General features: G+C 70.6%; 15 protein-coding genes. 8 read left to right on the top strand and 7 right to left on the bottom strand.

The window, feature by feature from the left end:
* Nucleotides 1-165 precede the first annotated feature (165 nt).
* Genes MTDSW087_RS18420 through MTDSW087_RS18410 form a run of 3 tightly spaced genes read left to right on the top strand, consistent with a single transcriptional unit; the run spans nt 166 to nt 2,537 of the window.
* Nucleotides 166-1,092 (top strand): quinoprotein relay system zinc metallohydrolase 2, encoded by a 927-nt coding sequence (locus tag MTDSW087_RS18420; RefSeq protein WP_238179738.1) that lies wholly within the window; start codon nt 166-168, stop codon nt 1,090-1,092.
* Nucleotides 1,093-1,131: 39 nt separating this feature from the next.
* Nucleotides 1,132-1,947, top strand: coding sequence for a quinoprotein dehydrogenase-associated SoxYZ-like carrier (locus MTDSW087_RS18415; protein WP_144766353.1), 816 nt, complete (start codon nt 1,132-1,134; stop codon nt 1,945-1,947).
* A gap of 5 nt (nt 1,948-1,952) precedes the next feature.
* Nucleotides 1,953-2,537, top strand: coding sequence for a rhodanese-like domain-containing protein (locus tag MTDSW087_RS18410; RefSeq protein WP_144766352.1), 585 nt, complete (start codon nt 1,953-1,955; stop codon nt 2,535-2,537).
* A gap of 419 nt (nt 2,538-2,956) precedes the next feature.
* On the opposite strand, the gene MTDSW087_RS18405 is transcribed toward MTDSW087_RS18410, so the two are convergent.
* From MTDSW087_RS18405 to MTDSW087_RS18395, 3 genes are all read right to left on the bottom strand, one after another.
* Nucleotides 2,957-3,442, bottom strand: coding sequence for a hypothetical protein (locus tag MTDSW087_RS18405; RefSeq protein WP_238179740.1), 486 nt, complete (start codon nt 3,440-3,442; stop codon nt 2,957-2,959).
* A 131-nt stretch (nt 3,443-3,573) separates the two neighbouring features.
* Nucleotides 3,574-4,563 carry a tRNA dihydrouridine(20/20a) synthase DusA gene (dusA, locus tag MTDSW087_RS18400; RefSeq protein ID WP_144766351.1) on the bottom strand — a complete coding sequence of 330 codons (990 nt, stop codon included), beginning with the start codon at nt 4,561-4,563 and terminating at the stop codon, nt 3,574-3,576.
* Nucleotides 4,564-4,581: 18 nt separating this feature from the next.
* Nucleotides 4,582-5,190 carry an urease accessory protein UreE gene (locus tag MTDSW087_RS18395; protein ID WP_144766350.1) on the bottom strand — a complete coding sequence of 203 codons (609 nt, stop codon included), beginning with the start codon at nt 5,188-5,190 and terminating at the stop codon, nt 4,582-4,584.
* Between the two features lie 194 nt (nt 5,191-5,384).
* Here MTDSW087_RS18395 and MTDSW087_RS18390 point away from each other — a divergent pair, with 194 nt between their 5' ends.
* From MTDSW087_RS18390 to MTDSW087_RS18375, 4 genes are all read left to right on the top strand, one after another.
* Nucleotides 5,385-5,654, top strand: a complete 270-nt coding sequence (locus MTDSW087_RS18390) for a hypothetical protein (RefSeq protein ID WP_144766349.1) — start codon at nt 5,385-5,387, stop codon at nt 5,652-5,654.
* Nucleotides 5,655-5,834: 180 nt separating this feature from the next.
* Nucleotides 5,835-6,560 carry a J domain-containing protein gene (locus MTDSW087_RS18385; protein WP_144766348.1) on the top strand — a complete coding sequence of 242 codons (726 nt, stop codon included), beginning with the start codon at nt 5,835-5,837 and terminating at the stop codon, nt 6,558-6,560.
* Complete coding sequence (locus MTDSW087_RS18380; RefSeq protein WP_144766347.1) at nt 6,557-7,324, top strand: N-acetylmuramoyl-L-alanine amidase; 768 nt, start codon at nt 6,557-6,559, stop codon at nt 7,322-7,324. The genes MTDSW087_RS18385 and MTDSW087_RS18380 overlap by 4 nt, the downstream gene beginning before the upstream one ends.
* Nucleotides 7,321-8,028, top strand: a complete 708-nt coding sequence (locus MTDSW087_RS18375) for a hypothetical protein (protein WP_144766346.1) — start codon at nt 7,321-7,323, stop codon at nt 8,026-8,028. The genes MTDSW087_RS18380 and MTDSW087_RS18375 overlap by 4 nt, the downstream gene beginning before the upstream one ends.
* 47 nt (nt 8,029-8,075) lie before the next feature.
* Here the strand turns inward: MTDSW087_RS18375 and MTDSW087_RS18370 are convergent, their stop codons facing one another.
* Entirely contained in the window at nt 8,076-8,309 is a 234-nt protein-coding gene (locus MTDSW087_RS18370) for a hypothetical protein (protein WP_144766345.1), read from the bottom strand.
* A gap of 522 nt (nt 8,310-8,831) precedes the next feature.
* Here MTDSW087_RS18370 and MTDSW087_RS18365 point away from each other — a divergent pair.
* A complete protein-coding gene (locus MTDSW087_RS18365; RefSeq protein WP_144766344.1) occupies nt 8,832-9,482 on the top strand; it encodes a DUF2336 domain-containing protein in 651 nt (216 codons plus the stop codon).
* 147 nt (nt 9,483-9,629) lie between these two features.
* Here MTDSW087_RS18365 and MTDSW087_RS18360 read toward each other — a convergent pair whose 3' ends face one another.
* The 3 genes from MTDSW087_RS18360 to MTDSW087_RS18350 all read right to left on the bottom strand — a co-directional run bounded on the left by MTDSW087_RS18360 (nt 9,630) and on the right by MTDSW087_RS18350 (nt 12,466).
* Entirely contained in the window at nt 9,630-9,875 is a 246-nt protein-coding gene (locus MTDSW087_RS18360; protein WP_144766379.1) for a hypothetical protein, read from the bottom strand.
* Nucleotides 9,876-10,352: 477 nt separating this feature from the next.
* On the bottom strand, nt 10,353-10,499 hold the full coding sequence (locus MTDSW087_RS18355) for a hypothetical protein (protein ID WP_238178932.1): 147 nt from the start codon (nt 10,497-10,499) through the stop codon (nt 10,353-10,355).
* 716 nt (nt 10,500-11,215) lie between these two features.
* Nucleotides 11,216-12,466 (bottom strand): molybdopterin molybdotransferase MoeA, encoded by a 1,251-nt coding sequence (locus MTDSW087_RS18350; protein ID WP_144766343.1) that lies wholly within the window; start codon nt 12,464-12,466, stop codon nt 11,216-11,218.
* Nucleotide 12,467: the final 1 nt, after the last annotated feature.

The raw sequence follows: 12,467 nt of genomic DNA, 5'->3' as shown, positions 1-12,467 counted from the left end.
TCGCCCCGCGATCGGTCGCGCGGTCGTGTCCGCCTGCCGCGACCTGAATCTCCCTATCGCACTTGACGCCCGAAAAATCTACCTACTAAATGGTTGGCAACGAACGGGAGGTGACGCATGCGGGCGCCCGACGCCGCATCGCGCAATGATGGAGCCTGCAGCTCCATGACGCGCCGGCAAGCCGTCTTCGCGGGATTCGGCGGATTCTGCTTGTGCTGCCTGCCGCGCACGCTGCGCGCCGAATCCTTCGCGATGGAGGAGGTCGGCCCCGGCATCTTCCAGAGGCGCGGGCCGAATGCCGAGGCTACCGCCGAGAACAACGACGCCATCGCCAATATCGGCTTCATCATCGGCCGCGACGGCGTGCTCGTCACGGAATCGGGCGGTAGCCTCGCCGACGGGCAATGGCTGCGCGCGGAGATCCGCAAGCGCACCGACAAGCCGGTCCGCCACGTGGTGATGAGCCACGTCCACCCGGACCATTGCTTCGGCGCCGCGGCGTTCAGCGCGGACAAGCCGAACTATATCGGCCACCATGCCTTACGCGAGGCGCTGGAGGCGCGGGGCGAATATTACCGCAAGCGCCTGGAGGACGTGCTGGGGCCCGAGAAGACCGGCACCGTGGTCTACCCGACGCAAGGCGTGAAGGATGGAGCCGAGATCGACCTCGGCGACCGCAGGCTCCGCTTCACCGCGCATGCCACGGCGCACACGCCCTGTGACCTCTCGATGATCGATTCGGCGAGCGGGCTGCTGTTCACCGGCGACCTGCTCTCGGTCGGCCGCATCCCCTCCCTCGACGGCAGCCTGAACGGTTGGCTCAAGGAGATCGAGCGCCTGAAGGGCACGGGCGCGACGCAGGCCGTGCCCGGGCATGGGCCGGTGCGCGTCGCGCTCGCCCCGGCGCTCGCCGAGATCGACCGCTATCTCGGCACGCTGCGCGACGAGACCCGCAAGGCGATCGCCGCGGACGTCTCGATCGAGAAGGCGGTGCGAACGGTGGCGCAATCCGAGCGCGGCAAGTGGGATCTGTTCGACGACTACAACGCCCGCAACGTTACCGTCGCCTACAAGGAACTCGAGTGGGAATAGCCGACCCGCAACCTACATAATCCACAGCAGGAGGAAGCCATGACATACGCCGCTCTCGCTCTCGGGCTCTCCCTCGCCGCCTCGCTCGTCGGCGGCGCGGCGCAAGCCGCGGGCGCCTCCGACTCGGATTCCGAGCGCGACGCCCGCTGGAAGGAGATCGCGACCTCGATCTTCAAGGACCGCGCGATCCAGCCGACCGAGACGCTGGTGAAGGTCGAAGCCCCGAAGCGCGCGGAGGACGCGGCGCTCGTGCCCATCACCCTGACCATGCCCGAGAAGGACAAGATCAAGGCGGTCCACCTCGTCATCGACGACAACCCGTCGCCCTACGCCGCCCATTTCAGCTTCGGCCCCGCGGCCGATCCGGGTGAGCTGAAGCTGCGCGTGCGCGTGAACAACTACACCAACGTCCACGCCGTGGCCGAGACCAAGGATGGCGGCCTGTTCGAGGCGACCAAGTTCGTGAAGGCCTCTGGCGGCTGCTCGGCGCCCATGGGGATGAGCGACGAGGAGGCGATGAAGGGCATGGGCGACATGCGGATGAAGTTCGCGGGCGAGGCCCAGCCCGGCAAGCCGGTCGAGGCGACGCTGATGATCCGCCACCCGAACTTCTCCGGCATGCAGATGAACCAGCTGACGCGCGACTACACGCCCGCGCGCTACATCAACAAGCTCACGGTCGATTACGGGACGAAGAACGTCTTCGTGATGGACGGCGACATCTCCATCGCCTCGAACCCGGTGATCAACTTCGCCTTCCTCCCCGAGGGCAAGGGGCCGATCAAGGTCACCGCCACCGACAACCAGGGCGGGCGCTGGGAGCACAGCTTCACCGCGCCGACGGCGAGCAACTGAGCCGCATGCGCGTTTTGGCGAGAATGGCGGCCGGCGCCCTGGCGCTGGTCGCGCTGGCGGCGGCCACGCCCGCCGATTCCCCCGTCAACGTGCCGGAGCCCGATGGGCTCTGGACCGGACCGCAGCGGGGCTACACGCCGGCGACGCTCGAAGGCGCGACGGTGATCGACGGGAAGCGGCTCGCGGCGATGATGCCGGACAAGCCCGTGCTCCTCGACGTGGTGGTGGCCGACCGCAAGCCGGCGAACTTTCCGGCCGACCGGCCCTGGCTGCCGACCCATCGCTCAATCCCCGGCGCCGTCTGGATGCCGGGCGCGGGCGTCGCCCCCCTGGCGCCCGAGCGCGAGGCCCTGTTCTTCCGCCGCGTCGAGGAGCTGACGGGCGGCGACACGAGCAAGGCCATCGTGACCTTCTGCCGGCCGGAATGCTGGGGCAGCTGGAATGCCGGCCGCCGCCTCGCGTTGCGTGGCTACAGCAACGTCCACTGGTTCCCGGAAGGCGTCGAGGGCTGGCAGGACGACCACGACACCGCCGTGGTGAAGCCCGACCCGGCCTGGGCCGCGCTCGCGCCCATCGAGCCGGAGCGCTGAACGGGATCGGTACCGCTTTAAGCCCTGCCCGGTCGCCCGGCCTCAGGGCCCTGCCCAGGCGCGCGCTCGTCCGCGGCACCGGCTTCGGCGTGGGGCGCGGGGATTGCGTTGTCGTTGGCGCCCGTCCTGGGAAGCCGATCCGCCTCCTGCGGGCCGTCCGCACGGCGGCGGCGGGCCGCCTCGATGGCCCGCGCGACGCGCGGCGCGCGGCGCCGAAGCCAGGCCGGACGCCCCGGCATCCGACCCTGCCGGACCAGCCGGCCACGGTTTCCCACCCCTGTCATCCCGAACCCGCATCTCACAGCCAGCAAACAGCTTTCAGGATACAGGTTCCGCCGCCACACGCGTTCGCAGCGCGTCCCAATCTGTTGTCTGCGCGTCCCAGCCGTCCGATTGCGAACAGGTCCGTGGGCCCGGCCTCAGCGCCAGTCGTAAAGCTCGAACGGGTCGAGCACGGTCCGCCGTACGCGCTCGGCCGGATCGCGCTGCAGGGCCAGCTCGCGGTCGAGCCCGCGCAGGAAGGCCTGCGGCCCGTCCTGCAGGTCGCGGCCGAGCCCTTCGAAACGCTCGGCCGGCTCCACATGGGCGGGATTGGTCGAGACGATGAAGGTGATGTCGCAGAGGGGCTGGGCCCGCGTGCCCGGCGCGCGCAGCCAGTAGCAGAGGCGGACGCGGGTGAAGCTCTCGCCCGGCCGCTGCTCGGGATAGAGACCGGAGACCCGGAAGCTGTCGCGCCGCTCGCGCCCGGCCTGGGCGAGCGTCCGTGCGACGGTGACGTAGCCGTTCGTGCGGTGCTCGCGCACCAGCCGCACCGCCTCGGCGGGCGAGGGCCGGAACGGATCGGCCGGCGCGGCGGCGGCTCCGGTCGCGGCGAGGAGAGCCGCCATCGTCAGGGCGCGGATCACAGCGAGTCTCCGAATCCGGATCTCGAAAGGGATCGTCCCTTTCGCGGATCCAGGGCAGCGCCCTGGTACAGGCCGGGTCTCCGACCCGACACCCCGCCCAAGGGACTTGTCCCTTGGGAATCCCGGGATCTTCACGCAGCCTCGGCCCGGTCGCGCGAGACGAAGGCGACCGCCGTGCGCAAGGTGCCGAGGTCGGCGTCGGGCCGCATGCCGGCCGTGGAGAGGTGGCGCCGAAAGGCTCGCGCGCCCGGGCGCCCGTTGAACAGGCCGAGCATGTGCCGGGTCACGGCGTGGAGCCGCTCGCCACGCTCCAGCATCGCGGCGATGTAGGGCTCGAAGGCCTCAACCGCCGCGAAGGCGTCCGCGTGCGGCGCCGCCTCGCCGAACAGCTCCGGATCGACGCCGAGGAGCAGGGCCGGCTCTGTATAAGCCGCGCGGCCCACCATCGCACCGTCGACCTCGGCAAGCCGTGCCTGCGCCTGCTCAAGGGTGGCGATGCCGCCGTTGACGGCGATCGGCAGATCCGGATGCGCCGCCTTGAGGCGCGCGACGCGGCCGTAATCGAGCGGCGGCACGTCGCGGTTCTCCTTCGGCGACAGGCCCTGCAGCCAGGCCTTGCGCGCGTGCACCACCAGGGCGTCGACGCCCGCGGCGACCACCGCCTGCGCCATCGCGTCGAGGGCCGCCTCCGGATCCTGCTCGTCCACGCCGATGCGGCATTTTACGGTCACCGGCACGCGCACCGCCGCCTTCATCGCCGCGACGCATTCGGCGACGAGCGCCGGCTCGCGCATCAGGCAGGCCCCGAACCGGCCCTCCTGCACCCGATCGGACGGGCAGCCGACATTGAGGTTGACCTCGTCGTAGCCGAACCCCTCCGCGATCATCGCGGCCTGCGCGAGCTCGCCGGGATTCGAGCCGCCGAGCTGCACCGCCACGGGATGCTCGGTCTCCGAGAAACCGAGCAGCCGCTCACGGTCCCCGTGCAGCACGGCGCCGGTGGTGACCATCTCGCTGTAGAGCCGGGCGCGGCGCGAGAGGACGCGATGGAAGGCCCGGCAATGCCGGTCCGTCCAGTCCATCATGGGGGCAACGGAGAAGCGGACGTCCTCGGGCGTCATCGGGGCGGGCGCGGTCCTTCAGTGGTCGTGGCGGCAGCCGGGGCCGTGCACGTGCCCGGCATGATGCTCATGCCCGTGCTCGTGACGATGGCCGTGATCATCATGCCCATGCGCGTGATCGTGGGCATGATCATGGCCGTGCGCATGATCGTGATCGTGATCATGCCCGTGACCGTGGTCGTGCCCGCAGCTGCTGTGGTCGTGCGCCGCGCGCTCGGGGCGGAAGGCGCGCGAGACCGGGCTCGCCGCGCAGCCCTGGCCGCGGATCAGCTCGGCATTGGCGGGAGTGTCCGGCACGTAGAGCGCGTCCGCGCCGATCTCGGCCTCCACGTGGTTGCCGCCGAGCTGCCAGGCGAGGCGCATCAGGCGGGCGGGGTTCTCCGCGCGCACCTCCAGGAGCGCCTCCGCGGCGGCGCGCACGGCGACGAGGCGTCCGTCCTCCAGGCGCAGGGCGTCGCCGTCCTCGATCACCGCCGCCTTGGCCAGGGCGAGGTCGAAGGCGAGGCCGCCCTCCGCGTGGAGATGGCCGGAGCCGGCGGCGCGGGCGGCATGGCCGAGGACGACGGTGTCGACCACGGCATCAGCGCGAACGGCGGGCTTGCGGACGAGGGTGGTGGCTCTCTGCATGGTGTCCTCGAACGGTCAGGCCCGGATGTTGGGGCGGGCGTGACAAAAGGGAAGGCTTGATCCCGCCACGATGCCGCCCTGACGGAACCTTGGCCGTGTGGCGCGCATTCCACGGTCATAACGGCTAAGCTCGGGCCGCACCACAACGGACCGCAGGGCGGCGACACGCCGGACCGCACAAGGGAGTCTGAACCATGAAGAAGCTCGTCAGCGCCGCCCTCGCCGGCGCCATGGCCCTGTCGCTCGCCGCCTGCAACACGCCGCAGGACCGCGCGCTCGGCGGCGCCGCCCTCGGCGCCGGCCTCGGCGCGGCGGTGGGCGGCCTCGCCACCGGCCGGGCCGGCGGCGCGTTGGCGGGTGCCGCGATCGGGGGCGCCAGCGGCGCGATCGTCGGCGCCTCGACCGCCCCGCGCTGCCCCTACGGCACCTACCGCGACGCCTACGGCGACGTGTACTGCCGCTGATCGGGAGGCGGCGGCCCGAAGCGGGGCCGTCCTTTGCGCCTTCCGCATGATCGGGGGCCGGAGCCCGACGGCTCCGGCCCTTTCTCGTCGCGGCCGAAGCGGCTATCCCTCGCGGCCCTCCACCAGCGCCCGCGACCCGACGATGCCCCTCCCCTTCCCCCGAGCCCGGACCGAGACGCGATGAGCGCGGGGCTGTGGGGCAAGATCGGCGGCGCGGGGCTCGGCCTGGCGATCGGCGGCCCGCTCGGGGCGCTCGCAGGCGGCGTGGCCGGCCACTACCTGATCGACCGCGAGGGCGCGCCGTTCGGGCGCACGCCCCGCGACGTGGTCTTCACCACCGGCCTCGTGGCGCTCGCCGCCAAGATGGCGAAGTCCGACGGGGTGGTGACGCCCTCCGAGGTCGAGGCCTTCGGCAAGGTGGTGCAGGTCGAGCCCGCCGAGCGGGCCGGCGTCGAGCGCCTGTTCGATCTCGCCAAGACCACCACCGCCGGCTTCGAGGCCTATGCCAGCCAGCTCGCCGCCACCTTCAGCGAGGAGCCGGCGCTGCTCGAGGACGTGCTCGACGGCCTGTTCCACATCGCCACCGCGGACGGGGCGATCCACGAGGCCGAGGAGCGCTATCTCAACGCGGTCGCCGAGATCTTCGGCCTCGACGAGGCGGCCTTCCGCCGCATCGCCGCCCGCCATGTCCGGCTCGCCGACGACCCCTACCTCGTCCTCGGCCTGGAGCGCGGCACGGATGCCGCGGCCGTGAAGGCGCGCCACCGCCAGCTCGTCTCCGAGAATCATCCGGACCGGGCCATCGCCCGCGGCCTGCCGCCGGAGGCGGTGGCGATCGCCACCAAGCGGCTCGCCGCCATCAACGCGGCCTACGACCGCATCGAGGCCGAGGGCGCGTCGCAGTGAGGACCGACAGCCCGCTCGCCACCCAGGTCATCCCCTCGCCGAACCACGGCGAGCGGAAGGGGCCGCGGCCCGACCTGCTGATCCTGCACTATACCGGCATGGAGAGCGCCGCCGCGGCGATCGGGCGGCTCGGCGACGCCACCGCCGAGGTCTCCGCCCATTACGTCGTGCTGGAGGATGGGCGCATCGTGCAGATGGTGCCCGAGAGCCGGCGCGCCTGGCACGCGGGCGCGAGCGCCTGGAAGGGCTGGCGCGACGTAAACTCGCGCTCGCTCGGCATCGAGATCGTCCATCCCGGCCACGCGGAGGGCGCGCTCGCCCCCTATCCCGAGGCGCAGATCGCGGCGGTGATCGCGCTGGCGCGGGACATCGTCGGGCGCTGGAGCATCCCGGCCGCGCGCGTGCTCGGCCATTCCGATATCGCGCCCGAGCGCAAGGACGATCCCGGCGAGACCTTTCCCTGGGCGCGGCTCGCGGCGGAGGGCGTCGGCCATGTCGTGCCCCCGGTCCCGATCCGCGACGGACGCTTCTTCGCCCGTGGCGATGCCGGCCAGCCGGTGGAGGCGCTCCAGGCCATGCTCGCGCTCTACGGCTACGAGGTGCCCGTGACCGGCAGCTTCGACGCGCGCACGGAAGCCGTGGTGCGGGCCTTCCAGCGCCATTTCCGCCCCGCACGGGTCGACGGCGTCGCCGACGCCTCGACCATCACCACGCTGCGCGACCTGATCGCGGCGCTGCCGGCCACCGAGGATCCTGCACGATGACGCCCCTTCGCGCCGGCGCGGCACTCGCCGCCCTGCTCCTCTCCGCGGCCGCCCGGGCGGGCGAAGGCGACTGCTTCGACGCGGTCGATCTCGACAAGCCGGTGGCGCTCGCCACGGTGGCCGGGCCGGAGCGCGTGCCCTTCGTGAAGTCGGCGAGCGCGGCCGCGGGCTGCCCCGGCACGGCCGCCGCCTGCCGGGAGAAGGCCTATCTCGTCGCCGGCAACGCTGTCCTCGTCGGTCCGGCGCGGGGCGATTTCGTCTGCGCCACCTATGTCGGCGCCAAGGGCGCGACCCGCTCCGGCTGGCTGCCGCGCGCGGCGCTCACGGAGATGCCGCCGGCCGCCGCGCCGGGCCCCGACGACTGGGCCGGCGCCTGGAGCGGCGGCCCGGAGCATCGCATCCGCATCAGCCGGAAGGGCGCAGGCCTGGCGCTTGCGGGCGACGCCACCTACGGCGCCCTCGACCCGGACCGGGTGAAGCGGGGAGCGGTGAACATGGGCTCGTTCGCGGTGGACGCGAAGCCCGAGGGTGCGGCGCTCGCCTTCACGGACGGCGAGAAGGGCGTGGTGCCGCGCTACAGCCCGGACGACTACACGGCCTGCAGCATCAGAATGCGCCTGCTGCCGCCCTTCCTTCTTGTGGAGAGCAACAGCGCCTGCGGCGGGATGAACGTGAGCTTCACCGGACTCTACCGGCGCGGCTGAGCGACGCCGGTAGAGTCCGGAACCCGGACGTCCGGGCTTTCAAACCCTCAGTTGCGGATCATGAGGTCGGCCGGGCCGCCGGCATGCTGGCCGGAGAAGCGGTAGGCCGGGGCCGTGGCGCGGCCGGCCTTCGCCGGCCCATGGCCCGCCGCCACGAAGCCGGGATAGGCCGAGGCCGGATACGGGCTGTGCCGGGAATCGATGCCCTGCGCGAAGGCCGGAGTCGCGACGACGGCGGCGACGAGGGCCGCGGCGAGGGTGCGGGTGGAACGGGTGGTCATGATGATCTCCTGTGTCGAAACCTGTCTTGAGGAAACCATCCGGTCGAAGGTGGCCGAGAAAGATCGTGCTCTGGCGGTCTTGGTCGCCCCGGTCTGGCCGAATGCATCCGGTCAACGGAACCGGCTCCGGCATGGTTCACTGCAACATGTGCGCTCCCGCACCTGCGAGATCGACCGCACGGGAGCGCCGCGGCGCCGGTGCTCGCGCCATCACCCCGCGGATGGAGACCTGCAAAGCGCGCGGGATGCGCGGGAAGGATGTGTCAAAGATTTTTTCAAAACACCCAACCGATCGCTCTACAAATCGCGCCCAAGCACAAAACAACATTCATGACATCCATCCGATCCTAAGCATTCATATCGAGTTTTTCTTTCTGCAATCTTGCAAAGATCTTGCCTATCATTAAACTTCGCCGCATCCCGTAAAGGCTCGTTTAGGTTATTTATGCGGTAACGCGACCCTCGAAAGAAGGGTGAGGCTGCCCCCGCGCCGCCTCCCCGGCGGCACGCGTGGAGGCTCTCATGACGCTGGATCCGGAGGAACTGAGCGCCGCCGAATTGCTGGTCGCCCGCATCGCCGCCAACACCAGCGAGGCCGCCGCGCTGGCCTTCTCCGGTCATTTCCTCAGCAGCAATTTCGGGCGCTCACTCAGCACGATGGAGGCCCGGATCTGCGACGGCGCGCTCCTCATCCTGGCGCGCACGGAGCGGCTCAGCGTGCGCGCGCAACTCGCCGCGATCCTGGCTTCCGTGGAGAGCGGCCCGGTCCGGACGGTGACGCACCTCGCCTACGACCTGGAGGTCGAGGTGGCCGGGCCGCTCCTGAAACGCTCGCCGCTGATCTCCGAGGAGGATCTCGAGGCGATCGCGCAGCTGCGGTCGCAGGATCACCTGACGGCACTCGCCGGCCGAACCACGCTCAGCCCAGCCCTCGCTGGAATCGTGAAGTCGCGCCTCTCGATTTTCAACGCGCACGGGATTCCAGGCAAAGGCACGTCTGCCGCGATACGGCAGACCTATTCGGACAGACCCGCACCGGCATCCGATGCAGCCGAATACCGGCCCCACGGATCGTCATCGCATAGTCTGGAGCGGAGGCGTGCGCGCATCGAACGGATGACGCTGCGCCTGATCGAAGGCGGCCGACACCGGTGCGGTGAGGCCGCGGATTGAAGCGAGCGGCTGTCCCCTGCCTTTCGACGGGAGCGGCTCCTCATACGCCATCCGGGTGATCCCTTCGGGATGGCGGATGTCGCCTTCGCTCAAGCGCCGCGCGGGCTTGGCCGATACCGCGTCCGGGCTGATCAACCGGACGCGGTATCAGTGCTTCAACAGGCTCTCGAAGCTCTCTTCGGGAGGCAGCTTGTTGGAGAACCGCGCGAGACGGCTCAGGCTCGGCTCGGACAGGCCACCGGCATTCGCATAGGCCGCGAGCGCGAAGCTCACCAGAAGCTCAGCCTCCTCATGGGTCACGGCGCGTCCGCTCAGAATACTCGCCGCGCCGCGCACGGCATGCACGGCCTCGCGGAACGCGGGATCACCCTTCAATTCATCGATACGCGACACCACCGCTCTCTCCCGCGGATTGCACCCGGAGCCCAAGCCCGATCGCGCAGGATCAGGCCACGCCCCCGGATCATTGATCTCACGCGCTCCTTCGCACCGACCCGGCATCCATGTCGGCGGGGAGCGCTCAAGCTGCTCGCGGCGTTTAGCGCCATGCGTGGCGGCGTGTCACTTCCGATGGCGGCTCGCTTCAGGCGACCAGCCACCATCATCCGCTGCGTAAGCCGCGAGACTTTCTATTTGCCCTTCAGAGAGGGCAAACGCCACAGGCCGCAAAGGCGCGGCCCGCCGAGCGGGATGCGAGCCCGGACCGGAAGGCACGGAACGTCGACGCCCCTGAGCCAGACGATCACAGGGCGTTCACGCGGCTCCTGGAGCGCATTCCACCGAAGGGGACACCAGTTCGTTCGGTGCAGGAGAACGCGTCAAAACAATGCGTTGGAGCCGTTCCTGATTGCAACGCGATCGGGAACGGCTCTAACGCGGCGGCGACGGAAGCACGGGCTCGAAGCGGCCGAGGAAGCGCGCCCGCTCCCACAATTCGAGGACGAAGGCGCCGACCATGGACCGGACGGCATCAACGGCCTCCGCATCGGTGATGACGTCCAAGACTTCCGCAGCCACGATTCGATCGCAGCGCGACAATCTATAGACGCGATACGTCGATTGCCCATCGTCCGAAGAGGATCGTATTCCTTCGACTGCACGACAGCTCTGATTCGGCATGGCAAAATTCCTCCACGCACATCGGCAACCTCAGGACGAATGGTTAACAAATCGTTAACACCCGACAGAGCGTCAGATAATTCGGCCTCGATTTGCAGATGAGGCGTCGAATTTTGTATCCAAGCCAGCCGATCTGCGAGCTTCGACGACCTGTATCCCTGTTCGGAGCCCCAAAAGTCAGCACAGCGGCGTGGCGGAACTTCGCCTGGCTCACCGAGCCGCGGGACGCCCGAGCAATACGCCTACGCGAGCGAATGGCCATCGACCGGCAGTCACCGATCGCGATCGACGCAAGCACATCCTATTGGATTCAGGACATATTCGGGCCGTTTTTGACAATCCTAATTTCCCACCCCGGATAGACGGCCAAGCTCTTCGGGCCTCGAAGCCGCTCCAGGCTCCGCTCCGAAGGTGTGGACGTGCCCTAGGCAGTGTGGACATTTATCTGAGCCAGAGCCGGCCATGCTGATCGTGCCGGGCATGCCGGTGGAGGCGCATATGCAGATCGGCGAGCGCTCCGTCCTCTCCGACCTCACCAAGCCGCTCACCGATCAGATCGCCAAGGCCTGGAAGGAGCCCTGAGCGCGACCGGGACGCAGGCCCGGATCGCCCGCTCACCAGAGCAGGGCGTGCGGATGATAGGCCAGGGTGTCGCCCGCCGCGATCTCGGTGGCGTCGTCGGGCAGCTCCACCAGCCCGTCGCTTCCCGTGAGCGAGGTCAGGATGCCGGCCCCGTCGCGGGGGAACTTCCGCGCCTCCACGGCGCCGTCGGCGCCGCGCACGAGGCAGACCCGCACGAATTCGCGGCGGCCCGCCTTCTTGCGGTAGGCGAAGGCGGAGCGCACCGGCAGGGGCGTCGGCAGGTCGGGGCTCGCACCGCCGAGGCGGGCCAGCAGCGGGCGCACCACGAAGAGCAGGGTGACGTAGACCGCGACCGGGTTGCCCGGCAGGCCGACGAAGGGCGTGTTGCCGACGAGCCCGACCGCCACCGGCCGGCCCGGCTTGATCGCGAGGCGCCACAGCATCAGCCGCCCCTGCGCCTCGACTGCGCCCTTCACGTGATCCTCCTCGCCGGTCGAGACGCCGCCCGAGGTCAGGATCAGGTCGTGGCCGCGCGCGGCCTCGGCGAGGCGTCCGGCGAGGTGCGCGGGCTCGTCGGGCAGGATGCCGAGATCCGCCACCACGACCCCGAGCCGGGTGAGCAGGGCGGCGAGGAGCACCCGGTTCGAATCGTGGATCGCCCCGGGCCGCAGGGGGGTGCCGGGCTCCGCCAACTCGTCACCGGTGGAGAACAGGGCGACCCGCAGGCGCTGCCGGACGGCGAGGCTCCCGTGCCCCGTGGCGGCGGCGAGGGCGAGATCCTGCGGGCGCAGACGCCGGCCGGCGGGGATCGCGAGGCCGCCGCGGGCCAGATCCTCGCCGGCCGGCCGCGCATTCGCACCGGGCTTCAGCCCCGGCGGCAGCACGACGTGGCCGCCCTCCGTGCGCACGTCCTCCTGCATGAAGACCGTGTCGGCCCCCGGCGGCATCGGCGCGCCGGTGAAGATGCGGATCGCGCCCCCGGCCAGCCCCGCCCCCGCCGCGGCGCCGGCGGCGAGCCGGCCGCTCACGGGCAGCACGGTCTCGGCCGCGCGGGCGAGGTCGGCATGGCGCACGGCGTAGCCGTCCACCGCGGAATTTGCGAAGGGCGGCAGGTCGTGCCCGGCGAAGACGTCCTCGGCCGCGATCCGGCCGTCCGCCGCCGCGAGCGGCACGGTCTCGATGCCCGCGAGCACCGGCATCCGCTCGGCGATGAGGGCGGCCGCCTCCTCGATCCGCATGAGCTTCGCGCCGAAGGCGAAGCAATCGTCGGTGAGCTGGGCCATG

It is taken from the genome of Methylobacterium dankookense, from assembly GCF_902141855.1.
GTDB classification, from domain to species: Bacteria; Pseudomonadota; Alphaproteobacteria; order Rhizobiales; family Beijerinckiaceae; genus Methylobacterium; species Methylobacterium dankookense.
The sequence above is the reverse complement of the archived record's forward strand: the minus strand, read 5'-3'. Positions and strand labels throughout refer to the sequence as shown.

What these genes read in the sequence shown, in the direction of transcription:
- MTDSW087_RS18420 (WP_238179738.1), top strand. Translation starts at nt 166, where the DNA reads ATGACGCGCCGGCAAGCCGTCTTCGCGGGATTCGGCGGATTCTGCTTG.
- MTDSW087_RS18415 (WP_144766353.1), top strand. Translation starts at nt 1,132, where the DNA reads ATGACATACGCCGCTCTCGCTCTCGGGCTCTCCCTCGCCGCCTCGCTC.
- MTDSW087_RS18410 (WP_144766352.1), top strand. Translation starts at nt 1,953, where the DNA reads ATGCGCGTTTTGGCGAGAATGGCGGCCGGCGCCCTGGCGCTGGTCGCG.
- dusA (WP_144766351.1), bottom strand. Translation starts at nt 4,563, where the DNA reads ATGACGCCCGAGGACGTCCGCTTCTCCGTTGCCCCCATGATGGACTGG.
- MTDSW087_RS18395 (WP_144766350.1), bottom strand. Translation starts at nt 5,190, where the DNA reads ATGCAGAGAGCCACCACCCTCGTCCGCAAGCCCGCCGTTCGCGCTGAT.
- MTDSW087_RS18390 (WP_144766349.1), top strand. Translation starts at nt 5,385, where the DNA reads ATGAAGAAGCTCGTCAGCGCCGCCCTCGCCGGCGCCATGGCCCTGTCG.
- MTDSW087_RS18385 (WP_144766348.1), top strand. Translation starts at nt 5,835, where the DNA reads ATGAGCGCGGGGCTGTGGGGCAAGATCGGCGGCGCGGGGCTCGGCCTG.
- MTDSW087_RS18375 (WP_144766346.1), top strand. Translation starts at nt 7,321, where the DNA reads ATGACGCCCCTTCGCGCCGGCGCGGCACTCGCCGCCCTGCTCCTCTCC.
- MTDSW087_RS18370 (WP_144766345.1), bottom strand. Translation starts at nt 8,309, where the DNA reads ATGACCACCCGTTCCACCCGCACCCTCGCCGCGGCCCTCGTCGCCGCC.
- MTDSW087_RS18365 (WP_144766344.1), top strand. Translation starts at nt 8,832, where the DNA reads ATGACGCTGGATCCGGAGGAACTGAGCGCCGCCGAATTGCTGGTCGCC.
- MTDSW087_RS18350 (WP_144766343.1), bottom strand. Translation starts at nt 12,466, where the DNA reads ATGGCCCAGCTCACCGACGATTGCTTCGCCTTCGGCGCGAAGCTCATG.